This window comes from Pseudomonas ovata, from assembly GCF_003131185.1.
Lineage (GTDB): Bacteria > Pseudomonadota > Gammaproteobacteria > Pseudomonadales > Pseudomonadaceae > Aquipseudomonas > Aquipseudomonas ovata.
The window spans coordinates 249520-276164 of the sequence record NZ_QFFU01000003.1 but is presented as its reverse complement, the minus strand read 5'-3'; the positions used below and the strand labels follow the sequence as shown (position 1 = coordinate 276164).

Below are 26645 nucleotides of genomic sequence, written 5' to 3'. Positions count from 1 at the left end.
GCAGTCGGTGAACGCACCCCATGAAGTCCTCGCCACCCTTTGCCAGGCCCCGTTTTCTGGGCATTGTCTGGCCTTTCATTGCCGTGGCGCTGTTCCAGGCGCTGCTGGGCTGCTTCAGCCTGTACCTGATGTCGGCCGTGCGCAGCTACGTCGGTGGCGAAAGCCTGTGGTCCAAGGGCCAGAAAGACGCCATTCATGCGCTGGACCTGTATGTGCTCAGCCGCCATGAGCGCGACTGGTTGCGGTATCGTCAGGCCATGCTCATTCCCGAAGGTGACCGGTTGATGCGCGAGGCGCTGGACCGGCCCGAGCCTGACACGGCCGCAGCGCGCAGCGGCATTCTGCAAGGCGGCAACCATGCACAGGATGTCGCCGGGATCATCTGGCTGTACCGCTATTTTCGCGATGCCCCGCCCATGAAGGAGGCCCTTGGCTGGTGGGCGCTGGGCGATGCCTACCTGAGCGAGCTCGACACCCTGGCGCAAAGCGTGCGTGTGCGTATCGCCCAGGGCGAGCCGACGCCTGCCGAGGTGGCAGCGTGGCGCGCGCATATCGATACGCTCAACGCCAGGATCACGCCGGCAGCCGTGGCATTCAGCAATGCGCTGGGCGCAAGCTCCCGGCAAATGCTGGCGCTGCTGGTGGGCATCAACCTGATCACGGCGGCGGGCCTGATCGTGCTGGCGCTGTGGCGAACCCACAAGCTGCTGGCCTTGCGTCGTGCCGTTGCCGATGCCTTGCGCGTGGAAAAGGACCGGGCGCAGGTGACGCTTGCTTCCATCGGCGATGGCGTGATCAGTACTGATGTGCATGGCGCCATTGTCTATATGAATCCGGCCGCCGAGCAGCTCACGCACTGGCAAGGCGCGCAGGCCGCCGGCATGCCTCTGGCGGCCCTGTTTCATCTGCTGGACGAGAGCGAACGTCACGACAGCTCGACGCTGATCGAGCATATCCGGCGCGGCCAGTTCAAGCGCGGCAGTGTGCATTGCCGGCTGATCCAGCGCCTGGACGGCAGCACCGTACCCGTGGCGCTGGTGGGGTCGCCGATCCACACCGACGGTCAGGTCAGTGGCATGGTGCTGGTGTTGCACGACCTGACCCAGGAGCGCCAGTACGTGGCCAATCTGTCCTGGCAGGCCGCCCACGACGCGCTGACCGGACTGGTCAATCGCAGCGAGTTCGAATACCGCCTTGAGCAACTGCTAGGCCATGAGGGATCGTGCCATGCGCTGTTGTTGCTCGACCTGGACCAGTTCAAGCTGATCAACGATGGCCACGGCCATGCGGCCGGTGATCAACTGTTGCGCCACTTGTGCACCGTACTGCCGCAGAGCCTGCGTGAAGGCGACACCCTGGCGCGGCTGGGGGGCGATGAGTTCGGTATCTTGCTGTACCAATGCTCGCCACAGAGTGCGCTGGAAATCGCCGAAGGCTTGCGGCGTATCGTCGAAAACCTGCACTTCGTCTTGAAAGGACGTACGTTCATGACCACGGCCAGCATTGGCATGGTGCTGATCGACAGTGCTTGCCAGAGCCTGGAAGATGCCCTGCGCAGCGCTGACCTGGCCTGTTACATGGCCAAGGAAAAAGGCCGCAACCGGGTTCAGGTCTATCACCCGGACGATCTGGAGCTGTCATTGCGCTCCGGCGAAATGGCCTGGATCCAGCGCCTGCACATGGCGCTGGAGGAGGATCGTTTCTGCTTGTACGCCCAGGAAATTGCCGCGCTGGACCCTGAAGGCAAGGATCATGGCCCGCGCCATATTGAAATTCTCCTGCGCCTGCGCGATGAGTCCGGCGCCATTGTCGTGCCGGACCGGTTCATTCCGGCGGCCGAACGCTTCGGGTTGATGACGACCCTGGACCGCTGGGTGGTGCGCACGGTGTTCCGGCTGCTCGCCCAGAGCCGTGAGCATGAGGCGGGTGGGGCATCGCCGGCGCTGTGCTCGATCAACCTGTCGGGGTCCAGCATCGGTGACAGCGCTTTTCTGGAGTACCTCAAGCAGCAGTTCCACAGCCATGGCGTGGCGCCAGGCATGATCTGCTTCGAGATCACCGAAACCACCGCCATTGCCGACCTGGGGCGGGCCATCGCTTTTATCAATGAACTCAAGGCGCTCGGGTGCCTGTTTTCACTGGACGATTTTTGTGCGGGTATGTCCTCGTTTGCCTACCTCAAGCACCTGCCGGTGGACTTTCTCAAGATCGACGGCAGTTTCGTCAAGGACATGCTCGACAACACGGTCAACCGCTCGATGGTCGAGGTGATCAATCACATCGGCCATGTCATGGGCAAGCGCACCATTGCCGAATACGTCGAAACGCCATTGATCGAAAAGGCTCTGCGCGAGATGGGTGTGGATTTTGCCCAGGGCTACCTGATCGGTCGCCCAGAATTGTTGACCCGTGACAGCCTTTACAGGGAGCCGGTACGGCTTGGCGGGCGCCAATACCCACGCAAGGATTTTTCAACAGGAGTTACACAGTGATCGATACTTTCGTCAGAACCGGTCCGCTCATGGAAGCCAGCAGTTATCCCCTCTGGGCGCAGCAACTGATCAGCGACTGCAGCGAGGCCAAGGCACGTGTGGTGGAGCACGAACTCTATCAGCGAATGCGCGACGGTCGGCTGAGCCCTGCGATCATGCGTCAGTACCTGATCGGCGGGTGGCCGGTGGTCGAGCAGTTTGCGGTGTACATGGCGCAGAACCTGACCAAGACCCGCTTTGCCCGCCACCCCGGCGAGGATATGGCGCGGCGCTGGCTGATGCGCAACATTCGTGTCGAGCTCAATCATGCCGATTACTGGGTCAACTGGTGCCAGGCCCACGATGTGAGCCTGGACGATCTCAAGGCCCAGCGTGTGCCACCCGAACTGCATGCCCTGGGCCACTGGTGCGCGCAGAGTTGCGCCAACGACAGCCTGGCGGTGGCCATGGCGGCGACCAACTATGCCATCGAAGGCGCCACCGGGGAGTGGTCGGCGCTGGTGTGTTCCACGGGCATCTATGCCGAGGGTTTCCCCGAGGCCTCACGCAAGCGGGCCATGAAGTGGCTGAAGATGCACGCCCAGTATGACGATGCCCACCCGTGGGAGGCGCTGGAGATCATCTGCACACTGGTCGGCCCCCAGGCCAGTGAAGTCCGGCAGCATGAACTGCGCCAGGCGATCACGCGCAGCTATGACTACATGTACCTGTTTCTGGAGCGCTGCCTGCAACCCGAACGGCAGGAGCGCAGTCGTCCGGTACGTGAGCGGGCCGCGCAGTCGGCATGACCAGGCCGTTCAGCCAGCCATCATCATCCGGTTGCGCCCCTCGCGCTTGGCCACGTACAGGGCGCTGTCGGCGCGGCGCAGCAGGCTGTCGGTGGACTCGGCCGGCAGCAGGGTAGAGCACCCCAGGCTGATGCTCGGCCTGAGGCTGCCCAGGCTGCTGAAGTCCAGGTCATTTACGGCCTGGCGCAAGCGTTCGCCCACCAGGGCTGCGGTGTCGCGGTCCGTGTTGGCAAGGATGATCACGAATTCCTCGCCGCCATAGCGGAACACCCGGTCGACATTGCGCACCTGGCTTTTCAGGGTCTGGGCGACACGCTTGAGTACCTGGTCGCCGTGGTAATGGCCATAGGTGTCGTTGATGTGCTTGAAGTGATCGATGTCCAGCATCAACAGCGACAACGGCTGGCGATGACGGCACGACGCTTCGGCTTCGCGCGACAGGGTCTGTTCCATGGCGATGCGGTTGCCGGTTTCGGTCAACGGGTCGCGCATGGCGTTCTGGATGGCCATGCGATAGAGCAGGGCATTGCGCAGCGGGTACAGCAGGTGGCTCAGCAGGCTTTCGAGCTCGGTGTGCCGCACCTCGTCCAGCGGCTGGCGGCGGTGCAGGATCAGTTCGCCGAGCGATTCGTGCTCATGGCTGAGGCTGTAGCTGGCCACCTCCAGAGTCTGTTCGCCCAAATGCAACTGCAGGTCGCTGGCCGCATGGCTGTAGAGCAGGCCATCAAGGTTCAGGTAAGGCTGCAGGTTCTGGAAAAACAGGCTCAGGATGCGGTCGGCTTCCAGGCTGGTCTGCAGTTGCTGGGCCAGGAGCAGGCTCAGGTGCGGCAAATCCATGGCCGGGCGAGTGACGGGCGAACGGTCCTGTGCGCGATTCTGCGCATGCAGGGGCTGCACGACACGGGTGTCGATATCCACTGGCCCGATCCGGGTGGGAGAACTCATGTCTTCACTCCTGCGCACATTCCTTGCTGGCTGGTTGGGTTAGAGCGAAACGCGTGCCATTCGGTTCATTCATCCCTGAATTCTTGAAAATCAACGGCTTGCGGGCAGGGTTCAGAGCAATACGGCGGCAGTTGTTTGGCGTTTCAAGAAGTTTGATCGGTTGAGGCGTCAGCAGGTGACGACTGGCCGTCACCGCTGAGCTTTCTTTATATCACTGGGCGTTGAGGGCCTGGCCATTGATGGCTGCGCTGTCGGGGCCCATCAGGTACAGGTAGACCGGCGTGATCTGCTCGGGCGTCGGATTGCGCATCGGGTCTTCCGCCGGGTACGCCTGGGCGCGCATGTCGGTGCGGGTGGCGCCCGGGTTGACGCTGTTGGCGCGTACCAGGGTCACACCGTCAAGCTCGTCGGCCAGGGTCTGCATCAGCCCTTCGGTGGCGAATTTCGAGACCCCGTAGGCACCCCAGTGGGCACGGCCCTTGCGCCCGACACTGCTGGAGGTAAAGACCACCGAGGCATCGACCGATTGCTTGAGCAGCGGCAACAGGGCGTGGGTCAGCATGTGCACGGCATTGACGTTGATGTGCATCACACGCATGAAGTGCTCGCCCGGCAAGTGCTCCAGCGGCATGCGCGGACCGATGATCGAGGCGTTGTGCAGCAGACCGTCGAGGACCCCGAATGCATTTTCGATCATTCGCGCCAGTGCATCGTACTGCTGCGGTCCTGCCGTTTCCAGGTCAAGAGGGATCACCACGGGGGGCACGTGGCCGGCCGCGACGATCCGGTCGTGGACCTGGTTCAGGTGGGCTTCGGTCCTGCCCAGCAACAGGACAGTGGCGCCATGCGCGGCAAAGGTGCTGGCGGCAGCGGCCCCGATGCCGCGCCCGGCACCGGTGACCAGAATGACCCGGCCCTTGAGCAGGTCGGGGGATGCGGTGTAGTCGAACATCGTCAACCTCCTTGTCAATGACGCATCAGGTGCGGTATCAGCAACTGCACAGGGCGTTGTCGAGTACCTTGCGCAGCTCCAGCGGGTGGTCGACCACCACGTCGGCACCCCAATGGTCGGGGTTGTCGTTGGGATGAATGTAGCCGTAGCGTACCGCAGCGGTGCGGGTGCCGGCATCACGGCCCGACTCGATGTCACGCAGGTCGTCACCGACGAACAGCACGCTGGCAGGGTCCAGGTCCAGTTGCGTGCAGGCCAGGATCAAAGGCTCCGGGTGCGGCTTGCTGTAGGTGACATGGTCCGGGCAGATCAGCAGCGCCGAGCGCTCGGCCAGCCCCAGGCGGGCCATGATCGGTTCGGCGAAACGCACCGGCTTGTTGGTCACCACGCCCCAGATCAGGCCGGCTTTTTCGATGTCGGCGAGCAAGGTGTCCATGCCGTCGAACAGCCGGGTGTGCACGGCACAATCGGCCTGGTAGCGCTCCAGGAACTCCAGGCGCAAGGCCTCGAACTCCGGTGCATTGGGCGACAGGGCGAAGGTCGCGGCGACCATGGCCTTGGCACCGCCGGAAATCTCGTCGCGAATCAGTTTGTCATCGACCGCCGGAAAACCGCGTTCGGCCAGCATGGCCTGGCAGATGGCAATGAAGTCGGGCGCGGTGTCCAGCAAGGTGCCGTCCATGTCGAACAGGATTGCTCGCAGGCGCATGCTCAAGCCTCCCGTACGGTCTGGATCATGTAATTGACGTCGACATCGTTGGCCAGCTTGTAGTGCTTGGTCAGCGGGTTGTAGGTCAGGCCGATGATGTCCTTGACCTGCAGGCCCGTGGCCCGGCTCCAGGCGCCCAGTTCGGAAGGGCGGATGAATTTCTTGAAGTCATGGGTGCCGCGTGGCAGCAGGTTGAGCACGTACTCGGCGCCGACGATGGCGAACAGGTAGGCCTTGGGGTTGCGGTTGATGGTCGAGAAGAACACCTGGCCGCCCGGCTTGACCATGCGGTAGCACGCGGCGATCACCGAAGACGGGTCGGGCACGTGCTCAAGCATCTCCAGGCAGGTCACTACGTCAAACTGCTCGGGCATTTCCAGGGCCATGTCTTCGGCGGTGATCTGCCGGTACTCGACTTCCACGCCAGACTCGAGCTGGTGCAGGCGGGCTACGGCCAGCGGTGCCTCGCCCATGTCGATACCGGTCACGGTGGCGCCGCGCAAGGCCATGGCCTCGCTGAGAATGCCACCGCCGCAGCCGACGTCGAGCACTTTCTTGCCGGCCAGGCTGACACGCTCGTCAATCCAGTTGACGCGCAGCGGGTTGATGTCGTGCAGGGGCTTGAACTCGCTTTCGCGGTCCCACCAGCGATGGGCAAGGGCCTCGAATTTGGCGATTTCTGCGCGGTCGACGTTGCTCATGGGATGTCCCTCTTCAACTCTGGATTCGGTGTGGTCCGGCGGCCGGCGCAAGGCCTGGCACTGATGATGGGCCGGTGCTGCATGTTATTGGTCCTGGCCGGCAATGCGCCGTCCCCAGGCCATGGCGGTGTCGCGCAGGACCTGTTCGTCCATGCGGGTCAGGCGGCCGTCTTCGAGCAAGGGCTTGCCGGCGACCCACACATGGCGCACACAGTCGCGGCTGCAGGTGTAGATCAATTGCGAGACCGGGTCATAGACCGGTTGCTGGTTCAGCCCGCTGAGGTCGAAAGCGACCATGTCGGCTGCCTTGCCAGGCTCCAGCGAGCCGGTTTCTGCCTGGATGCCCAGGGCCCGGGCGCCGTTGAGCGTGGCCATGCGCAAGGCCCGGTGGGCGTCGAGCGCAGTGGCGGAGCCGGCCACGGCCTTGGCCAGCAAGGCGGCGGTACGGGTTTCGCCGAGCAGGTCCAGGTCATTGTTGCTGGCCGCGCCATCGGTGCCGATAGCCACATTGACGCCGGCCTGCCAGAGACGTTCCACCGGGCAGAAGCCGCTGGCCAGTTTCAGGTTCGATTCGGGGCAATGGACCACGCTGGTGTTGCTTTCGACCAGCAGCGCCAGGTCGTCCTCGCTGATCTGGGTCATGTGCACCGTTTGCAGGCGCGGACCCAGCAGGCCGAGCCGCTGCAGGCGCGCCAGCGGGCGTTCCTGATGCTGCTCGAGGGATTGCTCGACTTCGAAGGCGGTTTCGTGCACATGCATCTGGATCATGGCATCGAGCTCGTCGGCGATCACCCGCACGCGCTCCAGGTTTTCGTCACTCACGGTGTAGGGCGCATGCGGGCCGAACGCGACCTTGATGCGCGAATGGTGCGCCAGGTCGCTGAACAGCTCGATGCCGACGTGCAGGGCTTCGTCGATGTTTCGCGCTCCCGGAACCGGAAAATCGAGCACCGGTACGCAGATTTGTGCACGCATGCCGCTGTCATGGACGCGCTCGGCAGCCACCTTGGGGTAGAAGTACATGTCTGAAAAACAGGTGATGCCACCCTTGAGCTGCTCGGCGATGGCCAGGTCGGTGCCGTCGCGCACGAAAGCCTCGTCGACCCATCGGCCTTCGGCGGGCCAGATGTGCTCCTGCAGCCAGGTCATCAGCGGCAGGTCGTCGGCCAAGCCGCGGAACAGGGTCATGGCTGCATGCCCGTGGGCGTTGATCAGGCCGGGGGCCAGCAGCATGCCGGGCAACTCGATGACCTGTGCACAGGGGTGACGCAAGCCCTCGTCACGTGGCCCGATCCAGGCGATCAGCCCGTCGCGGATGCCAATGCCATGACCCTGCAGCACCACACCCGCAGGTTCGACCGGCACCAGCCAGGCGGGCAGGAGCAGCAGATCGAAGGGCGCAGGAGGTGTTGACATGACAGGGCTTCCGGGGGTTTGTTCAGCGCGTGTGAAGGGCCTGCATGGCCGCGAGGCTGGCCAAAGGCTTGCAAGCGAGGCTCAGGTATCGCACGTGCTGCGTCTATAAAGGTCTGTACCAAGGGTGATGGCGAAGTATACCCGAGCACCCTCAGGGTGGGCTCGCTATAATCGACCGCTTTTTTATTCGGGTTTTGACTGTGATAACGGAGTTGGCAATGCGCGATCGGTTATTGGCTGCGGAGAAAGTACAGGCCATCGATTGGCGGGATGACGCTCTTTATTTGCTGGACCAGCGGGCATTACCGTTTACAGAAACCTGGTTGCCCTATGACAGCGCGGCCGGCGTGGCCGAGGCGATTCGCACGATGGTGGTGCGCGGCGCCCAGGCCATCGGCATCAGCGCCGCCTATGGCCTGGTGCTGGCGGCTCGTACCCGCCTGGCGGCCGGAGATGACTGGCGAGCGGCGCTGGAGGCGGATTTTGCCCTGCTGGCCAGGGCACGGCCTACAGCGGTGAATGCGAGCTGGGCACTCAATCGCCTGCGTGAGCGGCTGCAGCGCCTCAAGGAAACCGAGGATCCGCTGGCGGTACTCGAGGCGGAGGCGGCGGCCATTCACCTGAGCGACCGTGAGGCCAACCTGACCATGGCGCAACTGGGCACCGAGCTGATTCGCAAGCATCAGGGCAATCTGCAGACCGTGTTGACCCATGGCAACGCCGGCGCCCTGGCCACGGGCGGCGTCGGCACCGCGCTGGGCGTGATCCGCGCCGCTTATCTGGAGGGCATGATCGAACGGGTGTATGTCGATGAAACCCGCCCCTGGCTGCAAGGTTCACGACTGACCGCCTGGGAACTGGCCAGCGACGGTGTGCCGGTCAGCCTCAATGTCGATGGGGCTGCGGCGCACCTGATGCGTACCAAGGGCATCACCTGGGTGATCGTCGGCGCCGACCGCATTACCGCCAACGGCGATGTGGCCAGCAAGATCGGCACCTACCAACTGGCCGTGGCGGCCATGCACCACGGCGTGCGCTTCATGGTGGTGGCGCCCAGTTCGAGCATCGACATGAGCATGCCCAGCGGTGATGACATCCTGCTCGAGGAGCGCCAGGGGCGCGAGTTGCTGGAGCTGGGCGGGCAACGGCTGACGACGACGGTCGAGGTGGTCAATCCGGTGTTCGACGTGACGCCGGCGGACCTGATCGACGCCATCGTCACAGAAAAAGGCATTGTCGAGCGTCCTGACACCGCCAAGCTGGCCCAGTTGATGAGCCGCAAGCACCTGCATTGAGTGCCGGCGGTTGCGACAGGGGATCGTGTTTGTCCTGCGGGGGCGTCTGTGCGGGGCTGTGAGCGCTTCTCGGGCGATTCAGGCCTGGATGGCTCATTTGCGGCCTGAGCAAAGGATAGGAGCGTAGCGGCGATTGTGGTAACATCCGGCGGTTTCCGGGGACGCTAATCGCCGTCCCTCCTACTGCGCAGATCCATGGCGTAACTCGTTGATTTGTCGTAAGTCGCTGCATGGCCATTGGCCTGCGGCGACGAGCCTTTGCCGTTTCGCAGGGAATGGCGGGCTTTCACCAGAAAAAGGAATCAGGCTTCTCATGGGTGAACTGGCCAAAGAAATTCTCCCGGTCAATATCGAAGACGAGCTGAAACAGTCCTACCTCGACTACGCCATGAGCGTGATCGTCGGTCGAGCGCTGCCGGACGCGCGCGATGGCCTGAAGCCCGTGCATCGGCGTGTGCTGTATGCCATGAGCGAGCTGGGCAACGACTGGAACAAGCCGTACAAGAAGTCCGCCCGTGTGGTCGGCGATGTGATCGGTAAGTACCACCCGCACGGCGACACCGCTGTCTACGACACCATCGTGCGCATGGCGCAGCCGTTCTCGCTGCGCTACCTGCTGGTCGACGGCCAGGGCAACTTCGGTTCGGTCGACGGTGACAACGCAGCAGCCATGCGTTACACCGAAGTGCGCATGACCAAGCTGGCGCACGAGCTGCTGGCCGACCTGCACAAGGAAACCGTGGACTGGGTGCCCAACTACGACGGCACCGAGCTGATCCCGGCGGTCATGCCGACCCGGATTCCCAATCTGCTGGTCAACGGTTCCAGTGGTATTGCCGTGGGCATGGCGACCAACATTCCGCCGCACAACCTGGGCGAAGTCATCGACGGCTGCCTGGCGCTGATCGACAATCCCGAACTGTCGGTCGACGACCTGATGCAGTACATCCCCGGCCCCGACTTCCCGACGGCAGGTGTGATCAACGGTCGCGCCGGCATCATCGAGGCCTACCGCACCGGTCGCGGGCGCATCTACATGCGGGCCCGCTCCACGATCGAAGACATCGACAAGGTCGGTGGTCGCCAGCAGATCGTCATTACCGAACTGCCGTACCAGCTCAACAAGGCGCGCCTGATCGAGAAGATCGCCGAGCTGGTCAAGGAGAAGAAGCTCGAAGGCATCACCGAGCTGCGTGACGAGTCCGACAAGGACGGCATGCGCGTGGTCATCGAGCTGCGCCGTGGCGAAGTGCCCGAGGTCATCCTCAACAATCTTTATGCCCAGACCCAGCTGCAAAGCGTGTTCGGCATCAACATTGTTGCCCTGATCGACGGCCGTCCGCGCATTCTCAATCTCAAGGACCTGCTGGAAGCCTTCGTGCGTCACCGCCGCGAAGTCGTGACCCGCCGCACCGTGTTCGAACTGCGCAAGGCGCGCGAGCGCGGGCACATCCTTGAAGGCCAGGCCGTGGCGCTGTCGAACATCGACCCGGTCATCGCCCTGATCAAGGCCTCGCCGTCGCCGGCCGAGGCCAAGGAAGCGCTGATCAGCACCGCGTGGGAATCGAGCGCCGTGGTCGAGATGGTCGAGCGCGCCGGGGCCGACTCGTGCCGCCCGGAAAACCTTGATCCACAATATGGCCTGCGCGACGGCAAGTATTTCCTTTCGCCCGAACAGGCCCAGGCCATTCTCGAACTGCGCCTGCACCGCCTGACCGGGCTGGAGCACGAGAAGCTGCTGGGCGAGTACCAGGAGATTCTCAAGCAGATCGGCGAGCTGATCCGCATCCTCAACAGCGCCGAGCGACTGATGGAAGTCATTCGCGAAGAGCTGGAGCTGATCCGCAGCGAATACGGCGATGTACGCCGCACCGAGATCCTCGATGCGCGCCTGGACCTGACCCTGGGTGACCTGATCACCGAGGAAGACCGCGTGGTGACCATTTCCCACGGCGGCTACGCCAAGACCCAGCCGCTGACCGCCTACCAGGCCCAGCGCCGTGGCGGCAAGGGCAAGTCGGCCACCGGTATCAAGGACGAAGACTACATTTCGCACCTGCTGGTCGCCAACAGCCACACCACGCTGCTGATGTTCTCCAGCAAGGGCAAGGTGTACTGGCTCAAGACCTACGAGATTCCGGAAGCCTCGCGTGCTGCGCGCGGTCGTCCGCTGGTCAACCTGCTGCCGCTGGATGAGGGTGAGTACATCACCACGATGCTGCCGGTCGAGGAGTACACCGAAGGCCACTACATCTTCATGGCCACCGCCAATGGCACCGTGAAGAAAACCCCGCTGGAGCAGTTCAGTCGTCAGCGCAGCGTGGGCCTGATCGCCCTGGAGCTGGACGAAGGCGATGTGCTGATCCGTGCAGCGATCACCGATGGCGAGCGTGAGGTCATGCTGTTCTCCGACGGTGGCAAGGTCACTCGCTTCAAGGAGTCCGATGTGCGAGCGATGGGCCGTACCGCCCGTGGTGTGCGCGGCATGCGCCTGGCCGAAGGCCAGAAGCTGATTTCCATGCTGATCCCGGAGGAGGGCAGCCAGATTCTCACCGCCTCCGAGCGCGGCTATGGCAAGCGTACGGCGATTGACGAGTTCCCCGAGTACAAGCGTGGCGGCCAGGGCGTGATCGCCATGGTCAGCAACGATCGCAACGGCCGTCTGGTCGGCGCGATCCAGGTGCTCGACGGCGAAGAGATCATGCTGATCTCCGACCAGGGCACCCTGGTGCGTACCCGTGTCGGTGAAGTGTCCAGCCTGGGTCGTAACACCCAGGGCGTGACCCTGATCAAGCTGGCCAGCGACGAGAAACTGGTGGGCCTGGAGCGGGTGCAGGAGCCTTCGGAAAGCGAAGACGACGAAGTATCCGTACTGGACGACGAGGCGCTGGAGGCGGATCTTGACGCCGATGAAGCCGGTGACGAGGCGGGCGATGAGCTGTCGGCCGACACCGCAGGCGATGAAGAGCCTCAGGGCTGAGTCATGAAGTAAATCAGTCGGGGGCCGGTTCGTTTGTGCATGCGCACCTTCGTACCTGCCCTCGCTGCGTTTCGGCCGTTCTGCAGATCGCGGACGGCCGATGCGGATTTCCTGCGCAGGCAGGCCAGGGCCTTCGAGCGTCCTGCCGGCTGTGTAACGTTGCGCGAACAGACCCAACGCATTTGACGAGAGTGGATATGAGCAAGCGAGTCTTTAACTTCTGCGCAGGTCCTGCTGCGCTCCCTGAAGCTGTGCTGTTGCGTGCCCAGGCCGAGCTGCTGGACTGGCATGGCAAGGGCCTGTCGGTCATGGAGATGAGCCATCGCAGCGATGAGTTCGTGTCGATTGCCAACAAGGCCGAGCAGGATTTTCGCGACCTGCTGCATATCCCTGCCAACTACAAGGTCCTGTTCCTGCAGGGCGGTGCCAGTCAGCAGTTCGCCCAGATTGCCCTGAACCTGCTGCCGGAGAACGGCGAGGCCGACTACGTCGACACCGGGATCTGGTCGCAGAAGGCCATCGAAGAAGCGTCGCGCTATGGCAAGGTCAACGTGGCCGCCACCGCCAGGCCCTATGACTACTTCGCCATTCCGGGCCAGGACGAATGGACCCTGTCGAAAAACGCGGCCTACGTCCATTACGCGCCCAACGAGACCATCGGCGGCCTGGAATTCAACTGGATTCCCGAGACCGGCGACGTACCGTTGATCGCCGACATGTCCTCGGACATCCTGTCGCGCCCTGTCGATATTTCCCGTTTCGGCATGATCTACGCCGGCGCCCAGAAGAACATCGGCCCCAGCGGCGTGGTGGTGGTCATCATCCGTGAAGACCTGCTGGGCCGCGCCCGCGCCCTGTGCCCGACCATGCTCAACTACAAGGTCGCGGCCGATAACGGCTCGATGTACAACACCCCGCCGACCCTGGCCTGGTACTTGTCGGGCCTGGTGTTCGAGTGGCTCAAGGAGCAGGGTGGCGTTGAAGCCATGGCCCGTGTCAACGAGGCCAAGCAGCGCCTGCTTTACGACTACATCGATGCCAGTGCGCTGTACAACAACCCGATCAACAAGGCCGATCGCTCGTGGATGAACGTGCCGTTCCGCCTGGCCGATGATCGCCTGGACAAGCCGTTCCTGGCCGGCGCCGATGCCAACGGCCTGCTCAACCTCAAGGGGCACCGTTCGGTCGGTGGCATGCGCGCCTCGATCTACAACGCCGTGGGCCTGGATGCGGTCAATGCGCTGGTCACCTACATGAAAGACTTCGAGCGGGAGCACGGTTGATGTCAGAGCAGGAACTCAAGGCACTGCGGGTGCGCATCGATGCACTCGACGAAAAGATCCAGGACCTGATCGGCGAGCGTGCGCGCTGTGCCCAGGAAGTGGCGCGGGTCAAGATGTCGTCCCTGGCCGAGAACGAAGTGCCTGTGTTCTATCGCCCGGAGCGTGAAGCCCAGGTGCTCAAGCGGGTCATGGAGCGTAACCGCGGCCCGCTCAGCAATGAAGAAATGGCCCGGCTGTTCCGCGAGATCATGTCTTCTTGCCTGGCCCTTGAGCAGCCGCTCAAGGTGGCTTACCTGGGGCCTGAGGGGACCTTTACCCAGGCGGCGGCCATGAAGCATTTCGGCCATGCGGTAATCAGCCGGCCGATGGCGGCCATCGATGAAGTGTTCCGTGAGGTGGTGGCCGGTGCGGTCAATTTTGGTGTCGTGCCAGTGGAGAACTCCACCGAAGGTGCGGTCAACCATACCCTCGACAGTTTCCTCGAGCACGACATGGTGATCTGCGGCGAAGTCGAGCTGCGCATTCACCACCACCTGCTGGTGGGCGAGAGCACCAAGACCGAAAGCATCACCCGTATCTACTCCCATGCCCAGTCGCTGGCGCAATGCCGCAAGTGGCTTGACGCCCATTACCCGAACGTCGAGCGCGTGGCCGTGGCCAGCAATGCCGAGGCGGCCAAGCGGGTCAAGAGCGAATGGAACTCGGCGGCCATCGCCGGCGACATGGCGGCCGGTCTCTATGGCCTGACGCGCCTGGCCGAGAAGATCGAGGATCGCCCGGACAACTCCACGCGCTTTCTGATCATCGGCAGCCAGGAAGTGCCGCCGACCGGTGACGACAAGACCTCGATCATCGTGTCGATGAGCAACAAGCCCGGCGCCTTGCATGAGCTGTTGGTGCCGTTCCATGAAAATGGCCTGGACCTGACCCGCATCGAGACCCGTCCTTCACGCAGCGGCAAATGGACCTACGTGTTCTTCATCGACTTCGTCGGGCATCACCAGGACCCGCTGGTCAAGGCGGTGCTCGAGAGCATTCGCCAGGAAGCCGTGGCCCTGAAAATACTGGGTTCGTACCCCAAAGCGGTGTTGTAGGGCGATGGCCGTGCAAGCAAGCGGGCCTGTGATCGGTCGCCTGGTGGTAGTCGGACTCGGCCTGATCGGTGGCTCCTTTGCCAAGGGCATTCGCCAGAGCGGCCTGTGCCGCGAAGTGGTTGGCGTCGACCTGGACCCGCAGTCGCGCGGTCTGGCCGTCGAGCTGGGCGTGGTCGACCGCTGTGAAGCGGACCTGGCCGACGCCTGCCGGGGGGCGGACGTGATCCAGCTGGCGGTGCCGATCCTGGCCATGGAAAAAGTCCTGGCCCGGCTGGCGCCGCTTGACCTGGGCAATGCCATCCTCACCGATGTCGGCAGCGCCAAGGGCAATGTGGTGCGTACCGCGCAACGGGCATTCGGTGCCATGCCGGCGCGCTTCGTCCCAGGCCATCCGATTGCCGGCTCGGAGCAGAGTGGGGTGGAGGCGTCCAATGCCGACCTGTTCCGTCGCCACAAGGTGATTCTCACGCCGTTGCCCGACACCGATCCTGATGCGGTCAGTGTGGTGCACAGGCTGTGGGCCGCGCTGGGCGCCGATGTCGAACACATGCGCGTCGAGCGCCATGACGAAGTGTTGGCCGCAACCAGTCATCTGCCGCACCTGCTGGCGTTCAACCTGGTGGACTCGCTGGCCAAACGCAACGAGAACCTGGAAATCTTCCGCTATGCGGCCGGTGGTTTCCGTGACTTTACCCGCATTGCCGGCAGCGATCCGGTGATGTGGCATGACATCTTCCTGGCCAACCGCGAGGCGGTGTTGCGCACGCTGGACCTGTATCGCAGCGACCTGGACGAGCTGCGCGAGGCGGTCGAGGCTGGCGACGGACATCAACTGCTCGGCGTCTTCACCCGGGCACGCATGGCGCGTGAGCACTTTGGCAAGATCCTTGCCCGGCGGGCCTACGTCGAGCCCCAGGCGCAGGTCGATCAGGTCTTTGTCGCCAGCCCGGGCGGGCAGGTCAATGGCTGCCTGCGGGTGCCGGGCGATAAGTCGATTTCCCACCGGGCGATCATTTTCGGCTCGCTGGCCGAAGGCACGACCGAAGTCGAAGGTTTTGTCGAAGGCGAAGATGGCCTGGCGACGCTGCAGGCGTTCCGCGACATGGGCGTGGTCATCGAGGGGCCGCACCATGGCCGCGTGATCATTCATGGCGTGGGCCTGCAGGGCCTGAAATCGGCGCCCGGGCCGATCTACCTGGGCAACTCCGGCACCTCGATGCGCTTGCTGTCGGGCCTGTTGGCGGCGCAGAGCTTCGACAGCACCCTGACCGGCAATGCCACCCTGTCCCGGCGCTCGATGAGCCGGGTGATCGAGCCGTTGCGGGCCATGGGCGCGGTCATCGAAACCGCCCCGGAAGGGTGTGCGCCGCTGGTGATCCGTGGCGGGCACGCGCTGACAGGGCAGGTGTGCGAGTCGCCGCTGGCCAGCGCTCAGGTCAAATCCTGCCTCTTGCTGGCCGGCTTGTATGCCGAGGGCAGCACCACGGTGGTCGAGCCGGCGGCCACGCGTGATCACACCGAGCGCCTGCTGCAGGGGTTCGGCTATCCGCTGGAACGCAGTGAGGGCCATGTCACCCTGGAGCCAGGTCATCGCCTGCAGGCTGCCCGTATCGAGGTGCCCGGCGACATCTCCTCGGCGGCGTTCTTCATGGTGGCTGCCACGATTGCCGACGGTTGCGAGCTGCTGCTCGAACATATCGGGGTCAATCCGACCCGGACCGGGGTCATTGATATCCTGCGCCTGATGGGGGCTGATATCAGCCTGGAAAACATGAGGCAGGTGGGCGGCGAGCCGGTGGCCGATGTGCGGGTGCGTTCGGCGCCGCTGGTCGGTATAGAGATTCCCGAGGCGCTGGTGCCGCTGGCCGTCGACGAGTTCCCGGTGCTGTTCATCGCGGCCGCCTGCGCCCGGGGGCGTACGGTGCTGCGCGGTGCCCAGGTGCTTCGTGGCCGGGACTCTGACCGTATCGAGCTCATGGCTGACGGCTTGCAGGTGCTGGGAATCAGTGCCCGGCCGACGGCGGATGGCATCATCATTGACGGTGGCGCGCCGGTCGGGGGCGACATCGATGCCTGTGGCGACCATCGCGTGGCCATGGCCTTCAGTGTCGCCGCCTTGCGGGCGGCGGCACCGATCCGGATCCGTGACTGTGCAAATGTCGCGACATCCTTTCCTAATTTCCTGGCGCTGTGCGCTCAAGTCGGCATGTCTGTCGCGCAAGAGGAACAACCGTGAAGATCAAAGCTCCCGTTATCACCATCGATGGACCCAGCGGTTCGGGGAAGGGCACCATTGCCGGTCTGCTGGCCGGCAAGCTTGGCTGGTGCCTGCTCGATTCCGGCGCGCTGTATCGCCTGCTGGCGTTTGCCGCCAGCAACCATGGGGTCGACCTGACCAACGAAGAAGCCCTCAAGCTGCTGGCCGCACACCTGGATGTACAGTTCGTGGCCGGCGCCAATGGGCAGAGCCAGCGCATCATCCTCGAGGGTGATGAGGTGACCCAGGCGATTCGCAACGAGCAGATCGGCAGCGGTGCCTCGCAGGTGGCTTCGCTGCCGGCGGTGCGCGATGCCTTGCTGCAGCGCCAGCGCGCCTTTCAGGAAGCGCCGGGTCTGGTGGCTGACGGTCGGGACATGGGCACCGTCGTGTTTCCGGATGCGCCCCTGAAGATTTTCCTGACCGCCAGTGCCGAGGAACGTGCGCGTCGTCGCTACCTGCAGTTGAAGGCAAAGGGTGATGATGTTAGTCTTACGAGTCTGCTAGATGAGATACGTGTCCGCGACGAGCGTGACACCCAGCGAGCGGTCGCACCGCTCAAGCCGGCGCACGACGCCATACAGCTGGATTCCACGGAATTGTCCATTGAGCAGGTGCTGCAACGCATCATGAGTGAAGTCGCACTCCGCGACCTCGCCGGGTGACCAAGAAGCCTCGGGAGACCAGACAACGGCCCGCAGGTATCTTCTATATGAACGAAACCCACGTGGTCTGGAACGTGGCAGATGGGCGTATTCTTCGCCCTTGATCAACAGGAATTAAAATGAGCGAAAGCTTTGCAGAACTTTTTGAAGAAAGCCTGAAAACCCTGAATCTTCAGCCGGGCGCCATCATTACCGGTATCGTTGTCGACATTGACGGCGACTGGGTAACTGTACACGCCGGTCTGAAGTCCGAAGGCGTCATCCCGCTCGAGCAGTTCTACAACGACGCTGGCGAGCTGACCATCAAGGTTGGTGACGAAGTTCACGTAGCGCTGGACGCGGTCGAAGACGGCTTTGGCGAAACCAAGCTGTCCCGCGAGAAAGCCAAGCGCGCCGAGTGCTGGATTGTTCTGGAAGCAGCTTTCGCCGCTGAAGAAGTGGTCAAGGGCGTTATCAACGGCAAGGTCAAAGGCGGTTTCACCGTCGACGTCAACGGCATCCGTGCGTTCCTGCCGGGTTCGCTGGTCGACGTGCGTCCAGTGCGCGACACCACGCACCTGGAAGGCAAGGAACTCGAGTTCAAGGTCATCAAGCTGGACCAGAAGCGCAACAACGTTGTCGTTTCGCGTCGCAGTGTCCTGGAAGCCGAGAACAGCGCCGAGCGCGAAGCTCTGCTGGAATCGCTGCAGGAAGGCCAGCAAGTCAAGGGTATCGTCAAGAACCTCACCGACTACGGCGCATTCGTGGATCTGGGCGGCGTCGATGGCCTGCTGCACATCACCGACATGGCCTGGAAGCGTATCAAGCATCCATCGGAAATCGTCAATGTTGGCGATGAGATCGACGTCAAGGTTCTGAAGTACGATCGCGAGCGCAATCGTGTTTCCCTGGGCCTGAAGCAACTGGGCGAAGACCCATGGGTTGCTATCAAGGCTCGTTACCCGGAAAGCACCCGTGTGACTGCACGCGTGACCAACCTGACCGACTACGGCTGCTTCGCAGAGCTGGAAGAAGGCGTGGAAGGCCTGGTGCACGTTTCGGAAATGGACTGGACCAACAAGAACATCCACCCTTCGAAAGTCGTTCAGGTTGGCGACGAAGTGGAAGTCATGGTTCTGGACATCGACGAAGAGCGTCGTCGTATCTCCCTGGGCATCAAGCAGTGCAAGTCCAACCCATGGGAAGACTTCTCTGGCCAGTTCAACAAGGGCGACCGCATCTCCGGCACCATCAAGTCGATCACCGATTTCGGTATCTTCATTGGTCTGGACGGCGGCATCGACGGCCTGGTTCACCTGTCCGACATCTCCTGGAACGAAGCCGGTGAAGAAGCCGTTCGTCGCTTCAAGAAAGGCGATGAGCTGGACACCGTCATCCTGTCGGTTGACCCGGAGCGCGAGCGCATCTCCCTGGGTATCAAGCAACTGGAAAGCGATCCGTTCTCCGAGTACGTCACTGTCAATGACAAAGGCGCTATCGTTCGCGGTATCGTGAAGGAAGTTGACGCCAAGGGCGCTATCATCACCCTGGCCGACGACATCGAAGCGACTCTGAAAGCTTCCGAAATCAGCCGTGACCGCGTTGAAGACGCGCGTAACGTTCTGAAAGAAGGCGAAGAGATCGAAGCGAAGATCATCAGTGTTGACCGCAAGAGCCGCGTAATCAGCCTGTCGATCAAGTCGAAAGACGTCGAAGAAGAGAAAGAAGCCATTCAGAGCCTGCGTAACAAGCCTGAAACGGTAGAAAGCACCGGCCCGACCACCATTGGTGATCTGCTGCGTGCCCAGATGGAAAAACAGAACTAAGTTCTGCTGACCATTGAAAAAGGGCGACTTCGGTCGCCCTTTTTTGTGCGCGCAGGAAATGTTTAGTCACTTTTTCTTCCGACATGCCAGGCCTGTGTCGATCATGCCATTCGAGCCTCAAAGGCTGGCAGGCTGTGAGCTGCCATGCAGGAGGGAGCGATTGCCTGGGCAGGCAGGGTTTGGAGTACTTCACATAAGTCAAGATGCAGGCTGTTCAAATTCATCCGGTCATGCTAAAACCTTTGAAGCGCTGATCTAGCTGCTTGAAAAAGAAGGGAAAATTATGACGAAGTCGGAGTTGATCGAACGAATTGTCACCCATCAGGGGCTGCTCTCATCCAAGGATGTGGAGCTGGCCATCAAGACCATGCTTGAACAAATGTCCCAATGCCTGGCCACGGGCGATCGTATCGAGATACGAGGCTTCGGCAGCTTTTCGTTGCATTACCGGGCACCTCGCCTGGGGCGTAACCCCAAGACCGGTCAGTCGGTGAGTCTGGACGGCAAGTTCGTCCCACACTTCAAGCCGGGCAAGGAGTTGCGGGATCGGGTCAATGAGGATGAAGAAGACTTTATCCACGAAGCGCAGAGGGATTGATCGATGCGGGCATTCAAGAAAGTGATGTCGGTTGTGGTGTTATTGCTGATGGTCGGGGTGACCGCAGTGTTTGTCCTGGAAAACCGCCAGCCTGTAGGTCTTACGTTCTTCGGCTGGTCAGCTCCGCAGTTGTCCCTGGCTGTTCCCGTGATTCTGGCGCTGCTGCTGGGCATGCTGATCGGCCCGGTCCTGGCCTGGTTTGCCGGGCTCAGAAAAAAGCGCTCGGGCACTGTACGCTCAGCCTGAACATGGCAGTGGGCGATGTGCGGACAGTGAAGGCCATTGGCTGCATGCACAGATTGTGCTGCTCTTGAGTCATGTGTGCGTCGTGCCGGCATGGCTGGCTGCCTTCGTGGCGGAAGTAGGGCTTTTCCCGGCCCGCTTAAAGAACATTCATTTTCGTTTGTAGGAATTTTCTGCAATTTAATGCGGAGGTTTCTACTACCTTTGTGGTGAATTTCTACTTGTTCTCTTCAGGTCGCTATCGGCGGTCTTCTTCGCTAAAAACGCTCGGTTCCTGACGCTAAGGCAAATGTCCGGCGTCGGTTGAAAACCGGCGATTCCCATGCAAAATGCGCCTCTTCTATTCAAGAAACCTGTCAGTCAGGCTTTCCGTGGGCCGGTCTGCAGCCTGCAGGGCTGTGTCCTGATGCCGAGGCCATTCAATGCAGTATCCGCATATTCTCCATCACGGTGCGACCGAGCGTGTGACCGGTTCCTGCCATCAGTTGTTCATGGACCCGCACACCAGCGTTCTGATCGACTGTGGCGCTGATCACGATGTTTCCAGCCCGGACGTCCTGAATGTCAGCCCTGCCACGCTCAAGGCGTTGATCATTACTCATGTACACAATGACCATGTCGGTCGCCTGCATGAACTCCTGGCTTCAGGTTTCAAGGGGCCGATTCTGTGCAGCGAGGCATCGGCCCGATTATTGCCACTGGTCATGGAGGATGTGCTCAAGCAGGGTCGTGCCCACGACAGCCAGCAGACCAAGCGTGTTCTGGAAACCATTCGGCGCAAAATCGTCGCCTTGCCGTTCGAGCGCTGGTTCACAATGGTCGACACGCCCTTGCTGCAGTGCCGCTTGCGCCTGCAGCGGGCCGGTCACATTCTCGGCTCGGCCTATGTCGAGTTTGATCTGCAGTACCCAGAGTCGGGGCATGATGCGCGCATTGTCTTTTCAGGTGATCTGGGCGCCTGTCACACCCCGATCCTGCGTCGTCCCCGCTCGCCTGAGCGTGCCGATATCCTGGTCCTGGAAAGCACTTACGGTGATCGGCTGCATGCCGATCGTACACAGCGACAGGCACGCCTTGAGCAGGTTATCGACCAGGCACTGAAGAACGGCGGCAGTGTGCTGTTGCCAGCCTTCAGCATTGGACGCACACAAGAATTGTTATACGAACTTGAGGATATCTTGCGTCGAAAGGCATTGTTAAGCCCGACAGCGGCCCAGTCGCGCCCTGATCAGGCCCCTGTCGATTGGGCGCAATTGCCGGTCATCCTGGATTCTCCGCTGGCCAGTCGCTTTACCAGGGTTTATCGCGCCTTTCATGCTGACTGGGACGCGCAGGCGCAGCAACGGCTGGACGAGGGTCGAACCCCATTGGGGTTTGATCAGCTCATCACTGTCGATGGCCATGTCAAGCACATGCAGATCGTCAATTACCTGGCCAAAACAGCACGTCCTGCCATCGTGATTGCAGGGCACGGCATGTGTTCAGGCGGGCGAATCGTCAATTACCTCAAGGCCATGCTGGGGGATCCCCGGCATCACGTTGTATTTGTCGGTTATCAGGCCAAGGGCACGCCCGGGCGCATGATTCAGGTTCAGGGCCGCGCATCACAGCCTGCCCAGGTCGAGCTGGACGGTGCGTTCTACGCTATCCGTGCCGGTGTCACGACCGTGGCGGGGTACTCCGCGCATGCCGATCAGCAGGGGCTGGTGTCATTCGTCACCGGCATGGCGCACTGGCCGGGTCAGATTCGCCTGGTGCATGGCGAGCACGCTGCCAAGACCGCTCTGGGGCAGGCACTTGTCAGTGTTTACCGGCAACATGACAAGGCATTGCACTTGTTGATTCCAGGCAGGCGAGAGCAATCACAGCGTCTGTAGGCAATGGCCTACAGGTACTTGAGATTGGTCTGACGCCTCAGCGAGTGCCGACGTGTGCAAGCAGGCGATCGCACCTGTGCACCCTGTTGCCGATCAGTGTCTGACAGGGTCTCGCTTTGGCGGCTGGGTTGCAAACGGCTGGCTCCGGGGTCGTTTCATGGCAGAGGCTGCCAAGGTAGTGGCTGTGAAGCAAGGTTTGAAGTCGAGGTTGATGTTAGACTGCCGGCCTGTTCGGAATGAGCTTTCAATCGTGTGGCAAAGGGGCTGGGTAATAAGAGCCCATCACTGCGCTGTCGCGCGCCTCCAAGTGTTGAATTCAATATCCAATAAAATCAGTAAGTTATTTTTTGTTTGATGAGAGGCGGCGCATGACAGATTCACGTGTCTCCATTGCCGTTACCGGGGCAACGGGATTTGTCGGAAGCGCCATCGTTCGACACCTTTTGGAGCGAACACCCTATCGCGTCTGCGTGGCGATACGTCGCGAGGGTGCGCTGATCGATACGCGCGCAGAAGCGGTGAAGGTCGGCGATCTTGCGCCCGACAATCACTGGCAGGCGCTGGTGTCCGGCTGCGATGTGGTGATTCATTGCGCTGCCCGTGTGCATGTGTTGAGCGACATGGCCGCCGATCCCGAGACCGAGTACTTCCGGGCCAACGTGGTCGCAACGCTGAACCTGGCCGAGCAGGCGGCGCAAGCCGGGGTCAAACGCTTTATCTTCATCAGTTCGATCAAGGTCAATGGCGAGCATTCGCAACCCGGCATGCCTTTTCATGCCGATGATCAGGCCCGGCCGCTGGACCCCTACGGAGCGTCGAAGCACGCCGCCGAAGAGGGCTTGCGTGAACTGGCCAGGCGTACCTCGATGTCAGTGGTCATCGTGCGTCCCGTGCTGGTCTACGGACCTGGGGTCAAGGCCAACTTCAGGAACATGATGCGCTGGCTGGACAAGGGCATACCGCTGCCACTGGGGGCCATCGACAACCGTCGCAGCCTGGTGGCACTGGGCAATCTGGTGGATCTGGTGGTCAGGTGCATCGATCATCCGAATGCGGCCAATCAGACGTTTCTGGTCAGTGACGGCCATGACCTGTCGACCACCCAGCTGTTGCAACGCCTGGCCCATGCGCTTGGCAAGCCTGCCCGCTTGCTGCCGGTGCCGATGCGCTGGCTGACGGGCCTGGCTTCGCTACTGGGCAAGCGCGCCTTCTCGCAGCGCCTGTGCAGTTCGCTGCAGGTCGACATTGAGAAAACCCGTACGCTGCTCGATTGGACGCCTCCGGTGGGCATCGATGAAGCCATGAATGAAACTGCCGCTTATTTTCTGGAACACAAACACCATGGTTGAGTGGTTGTCGATTGTTGCGATTGCCCTGCTGTCTCTGTCATTGACCGCAGGGGTCCGGCGCTACGCCTTGTCCAGATGTCTCATGGACATTCCCAATGCCCGTAGCTCGCATTCGGTGCCCACGCCGCGGGGCGGAGGTGTGTCGATCGTGATTGCCTTTGTGCTGGCGGTCTCGCTGCTGGGTATCAGCGGGGGGGTAGGGCGCGATTTCCTGTTGGCGATGATCGGAGGCGCAGGTCTGGTGGCGGTGATCGGTTTCATGGACGACCACGGCCACATTGCGGCGCGCTGGCGTCTGTTGGGACACTTCGTGGCGGCGGGGTGGGCACTGTTCTGGCTCGGCGGCATGGCACCGCTGGACATACTCGGCTGGCGCATGGAGTCAGGCTGGATCGGTGCGATCCTGGCGGCGTTCTATCTGGTCTGGATGCTCAATCTCTATAACTTCATGGATGGCATTGACGGTATTGCCAGTGTCGAAGCGGTAACAGTGTGCGTTGGTGCTTGTCTGATCTATTGGGCGGCAGGCTTTGGCGCACTGGTCGCTGCCCCTGCGTTGCTGGCCGCCGCTGTGGCAGGCTTTCTGTACTGGAATTTTCCGCCGGCCCGGATCTTCATGGGCGATGCCGGCAGCGGCTTTCTGGGCATTGCACTGGGTGTGCTGTCGTTGCAAGCCGCCTGGGCGTCGCCGTTGCTGTTCTGGGCCTGGCTGATCCTGCTGGGCAGCTTTGTGGTGGATGCCACGCTGACCTTGCTGCGCCGTCTGTCGCGCGGCGAGAAGGTCTATCAGGCCCATCGCAGTCATGCGTACCAGTTCGCTTCGCGTGACTATGGCAGCCATCTGCCGGTCACCCTGGCCGTGGCCGCTATCAATATCGGCTGGCTGCTGCCCTGGGCCTTGGTCGTGGCACTGGGCCGGGTCGATGGTCTCGCAGGCCTGCTGTTGGCGTATGCGCCTCTGGTGGCGCTGGCGTGGAAGTTCAAGGCAGGCCAGGCGGAGGGCAATTGAGCCCACGGGGCCCGGGTTTTTCATATAGATTGTCACAATCGTATCTGCGCATTTCAGACATGAACGGCTGCAGACAGGATTCAAACGAGGTGAAAGGGATTGGTTGAAGGAGTCATGGGCAAATTGCGAGCTTTTCTGCTGGCGCTGCCGCGTCGGCAAAAGCGAATAATCCAGGTCTCGACCGATGTATTGTTGGTCTGGATTGCCCTGTGGGCGTCATTCCTTGTTCGACTGGGCGTCGATGACCTGATCAATCCGCTGGAGAAACACACCTGGCTGTTCATCAGTGCGCCTGTCGTGGCGATCCCGCTGTTCATCCGTTTCGGCATGTACCGGGCGGTGATGCGCTACTTCGGCAACGATGCGCTGATCGCGATCATCAAGGCCGTCACGTTGTCTGCGCTGATCCTGGGCTGCATGGTCTACGCCTACAGCAATCACCAGCAGATCGTGCCGCGTTCGATCATGTTCAACTACTGGTGGTTGAGCATGGTCATGATCGGCGGGCTGCGCCTGGCGATGCGGCAATACTTTCTGGGTGACTGGTTCGCCGCTGTTCAGCATGTGCCGTTCGCCAACCGCGACGATGGCCTGCGCAAAGTGGCGATCTATGGCGCCGGTGCCGCCGGCAACCAGCTGGTTGCAGCACTGCGCATGGGGCGCCTGATGCGCCCGGTGGCCTTTATCGACGATGACGAGTCGATCTCCAATCGGGTCATCTCCGGCCTGCAGGTCTACAAGCCCAAGCACATCCAGCGCATGATCGAGGTCACCGGTGCCCAGGAGATCCTCCTGGCGATTCCATCCTCGACCCGTGGTCGCCGCCGCGAAGTGCTGGGCTACCTTGAAGGATTCCCGTTGCACGTACGCAGCGTGCCCGGTTTCATGGACCTGGCGGCCGGACGCGTCAAGGTCGACGATTTGCAGGAGATCGACATTGCCGACCTGCTGGGGCGTGATTCGGTGCCGGCCCGCGAGAACCTGCTGGAGCACTGCATCAAGGGCCAGACCGTCCTGGTGACCGGGGCCGGTGGCTCGATCGGCTCGGAACTGTGCCGGCAGATCCTGCTGCTCAAGCCCACCGTGCTGTTGTTGTTCGATCACAGCGAGTTCAACCTCTACACCATTCTCAGCGAGCTGGAGCAGCGCATCAGTCGCGAGTCGCTGACCGTCAAGCTGTTGCCCATCCTGGGGTCGGTGCGCAACCATCCCCGTCTGCTCGACATCATGAAGACCTGGAAGGTCGATACGGTCTACCACGCAGCGGCCTACAAGCATGTGCCCATGGTCGAGCACAACATTGCCGAGGGCGTTGTCAATAATGTGGTCGGCACGCTCAATACCGCGCAGGCGGCCTTGCAGGCGGGTGTTTCGAACTTCGTGCTCATCTCCACCGACAAGGCCGTCAGACCCACCAACGTGATGGGCAGCACCAAGCGCTTGTCCGAGATGATTCTCCAGGCCCTGAGCCGTGAAGCTGCACCTGTGATGTTCGGTGACCAGTCCAACGTGCATCAGGTTAACAAGACGCGTTTCAGCATGGTTCGCTTCGGTAACGTGCTGGGTTCGTCGGGCTCGGTGATTCCGCTGTTCCACAAGCAGATCCAGTCGGGCGGCCCGCTGACGGTGACGCACCCGAAGATCACCCGGTATTTCATGACCATCCCGGAAGCCGCGCAACTGGTTATCCAGGCCGGTTCCATGGGGCAGGGCGGCGATGTATTCGTGCTCGACATGGGTGAGCCGGTGAGGATCATCGAACTGGCCGAGAAGATGATCCATCTTTCAGGCTTGAGCATTCGTTCGGAAAAGAACCCCCACGGTGACATCTCCATCGAGTTCACCGGCCTGCGACCGGGCGAGAAGCTTTACGAAGAGTTGCTGATCGGTGACAACGTCGTGGCCACCGAGCACCCGATGATCATGAGCGCGAGCGAGGACTACCTGCCTTGGGAGACCATGAAAATACTGCTCACCCGCCTGCTGACAGCTGTCAATAGCGACGATTACAACACCGTCCGCCAGTTGCTGCGCGAGACGGTCAGCGGCTATGCACCCGATGGCGAAATCGTCGACTGGATCCATCAGGAACGCCGCCAGGAACCCTGAATAGACGCATTGCAACCTGCATTTGTAAGCGCTTTTAAGGACATACCCCGACACGCTCCGGCCCTGTTGCGGGCCTGT

Annotated in this window: 20 protein-coding genes; 15 read left to right on the top strand and 5 right to left on the bottom strand. The window is 61.9% G+C overall.

The window, feature by feature from the left end:
• Positions 1 to 20: 20 nt before the first annotated feature.
• Together DGA31_RS06635 and DGA31_RS06630 are read left to right on the top strand one after the other, a co-directional pair.
• Positions 21 to 2492 carry an EAL domain-containing protein gene (locus tag DGA31_RS06635; RefSeq protein WP_109512000.1) on the top strand — a complete coding sequence of 824 codons (2472 nt, stop codon included), beginning with the start codon at positions 21 to 23 and terminating at the stop codon, positions 2490 to 2492.
• Positions 2489 to 3280 (top strand): iron-containing redox enzyme family protein, encoded by a 792-nt coding sequence (locus tag DGA31_RS06630; protein WP_109511999.1) that lies wholly within the window; start codon positions 2489 to 2491, stop codon positions 3278 to 3280. Before DGA31_RS06635 ends, DGA31_RS06630 begins: the two co-directional genes overlap by 4 nt.
• A gap of 9 nt (positions 3281 to 3289) precedes the next feature.
• On the opposite strand, the gene DGA31_RS06625 is transcribed toward DGA31_RS06630, so the two are convergent.
• The 5 genes from DGA31_RS06625 to DGA31_RS06605 form a co-directional block, all read right to left on the bottom strand.
• Entirely contained in the window at positions 3290 to 4225 is a 936-nt protein-coding gene (locus DGA31_RS06625; RefSeq protein ID WP_109511998.1) for a GGDEF domain-containing protein, read from the bottom strand.
• 211 nt (positions 4226 to 4436) lie between these two features.
• Positions 4437 to 5177 carry a YciK family oxidoreductase gene (locus DGA31_RS06620; RefSeq protein WP_109511997.1) on the bottom strand — a complete coding sequence of 247 codons (741 nt, stop codon included), beginning with the start codon at positions 5175 to 5177 and terminating at the stop codon, positions 4437 to 4439.
• A gap of 37 nt (positions 5178 to 5214) precedes the next feature.
• A complete protein-coding gene (gene mupP, locus DGA31_RS06615) occupies positions 5215 to 5886 on the bottom strand; it encodes an N-acetylmuramic acid 6-phosphate phosphatase MupP (protein ID WP_056838261.1) in 672 nt (223 codons plus the stop codon).
• Between the two features lie 2 nt (positions 5887 to 5888).
• Positions 5889 to 6587 carry a bifunctional 2-polyprenyl-6-hydroxyphenol methylase/3-demethylubiquinol 3-O-methyltransferase UbiG gene (gene ubiG / locus DGA31_RS06610; RefSeq protein WP_056838263.1) on the bottom strand — a complete coding sequence of 233 codons (699 nt, stop codon included), beginning with the start codon at positions 6585 to 6587 and terminating at the stop codon, positions 5889 to 5891.
• Between the two features lie 84 nt (positions 6588 to 6671).
• A complete protein-coding gene (locus DGA31_RS06605; RefSeq protein WP_109511996.1) occupies positions 6672 to 8003 on the bottom strand; it encodes a TRZ/ATZ family hydrolase in 1332 nt (443 codons plus the stop codon).
• Between the two features lie 218 nt (positions 8004 to 8221).
• Between DGA31_RS06605 and mtnA the strand changes: the two genes are divergently transcribed.
• From mtnA to DGA31_RS06540, 13 genes are all read left to right on the top strand, one after another.
• Complete coding sequence (gene mtnA, locus DGA31_RS06600) at positions 8222 to 9298, top strand: S-methyl-5-thioribose-1-phosphate isomerase (RefSeq protein WP_109511995.1); 1077 nt, start codon at positions 8222 to 8224, stop codon at positions 9296 to 9298.
• A 313-nt stretch (positions 9299 to 9611) separates the two neighbouring features.
• Positions 9612 to 12278 (top strand): DNA gyrase subunit A, encoded by a 2667-nt coding sequence (gyrA, locus tag DGA31_RS06595; RefSeq protein ID WP_056838270.1) that lies wholly within the window; start codon positions 9612 to 9614, stop codon positions 12276 to 12278.
• Positions 12279 to 12475: 197 nt separating this feature from the next.
• Positions 12476 to 13561: a 3-phosphoserine/phosphohydroxythreonine transaminase gene (serC, locus tag DGA31_RS06590; protein ID WP_056838271.1), complete on the top strand. Its 1086-nt coding sequence runs from the start codon at positions 12476 to 12478 to the stop codon at positions 13559 to 13561.
• Entirely contained in the window at positions 13561 to 14655 is a 1095-nt protein-coding gene (pheA, locus tag DGA31_RS06585; RefSeq protein ID WP_056838273.1) for a prephenate dehydratase, read from the top strand. The genes serC and pheA overlap by 1 nt, the downstream gene beginning before the upstream one ends.
• Positions 14656 to 14683: 28 nt before the next feature.
• A complete protein-coding gene (locus tag DGA31_RS06580; protein WP_241509536.1) occupies positions 14684 to 16891 on the top strand; it encodes a bifunctional prephenate dehydrogenase/3-phosphoshikimate 1-carboxyvinyltransferase in 2208 nt (735 codons plus the stop codon).
• Positions 16888 to 17577 carry a (d)CMP kinase gene (cmk, locus tag DGA31_RS06575; protein WP_056838275.1) on the top strand — a complete coding sequence of 230 codons (690 nt, stop codon included), beginning with the start codon at positions 16888 to 16890 and terminating at the stop codon, positions 17575 to 17577. The genes DGA31_RS06580 and cmk overlap by 4 nt, the downstream gene beginning before the upstream one ends.
• Positions 17578 to 17696: 119 nt before the next feature.
• On the top strand, positions 17697 to 19382 hold the full coding sequence (rpsA, locus tag DGA31_RS06570) for a 30S ribosomal protein S1 (protein WP_056838277.1): 1686 nt from the start codon (positions 17697 to 17699) through the stop codon (positions 19380 to 19382).
• A 283-nt stretch (positions 19383 to 19665) separates the two neighbouring features.
• Positions 19666 to 19980: an integration host factor subunit beta gene (ihfB, locus tag DGA31_RS06565; RefSeq protein ID WP_109511993.1), complete on the top strand. Its 315-nt coding sequence runs from the start codon at positions 19666 to 19668 to the stop codon at positions 19978 to 19980.
• Between the two features lie 3 nt (positions 19981 to 19983).
• Complete coding sequence (locus DGA31_RS06560) at positions 19984 to 20226, top strand: LapA family protein (RefSeq protein ID WP_109511992.1); 243 nt, start codon at positions 19984 to 19986, stop codon at positions 20224 to 20226.
• Positions 20227 to 20645: 419 nt separating this feature from the next.
• Positions 20646 to 22100 carry an MBL fold metallo-hydrolase gene (locus tag DGA31_RS06555; RefSeq protein WP_109511991.1) on the top strand — a complete coding sequence of 485 codons (1455 nt, stop codon included), beginning with the start codon at positions 20646 to 20648 and terminating at the stop codon, positions 22098 to 22100.
• Positions 22101 to 22468: 368 nt separating this feature from the next.
• Positions 22469 to 23449 (top strand): UDP-glucose 4-epimerase family protein, encoded by a 981-nt coding sequence (locus DGA31_RS06550; protein ID WP_109511990.1) that lies wholly within the window; start codon positions 22469 to 22471, stop codon positions 23447 to 23449.
• Entirely contained in the window at positions 23442 to 24458 is a 1017-nt protein-coding gene (locus tag DGA31_RS06545; RefSeq protein ID WP_109511989.1) for an MraY family glycosyltransferase, read from the top strand. Before DGA31_RS06550 ends, DGA31_RS06545 begins: the two co-directional genes overlap by 8 nt.
• A gap of 114 nt (positions 24459 to 24572) precedes the next feature.
• Positions 24573 to 26567 (top strand): polysaccharide biosynthesis protein, encoded by a 1995-nt coding sequence (locus tag DGA31_RS06540; RefSeq protein WP_109511988.1) that lies wholly within the window; start codon positions 24573 to 24575, stop codon positions 26565 to 26567.
• Positions 26568 to 26645: the final 78 nt, after the last annotated feature.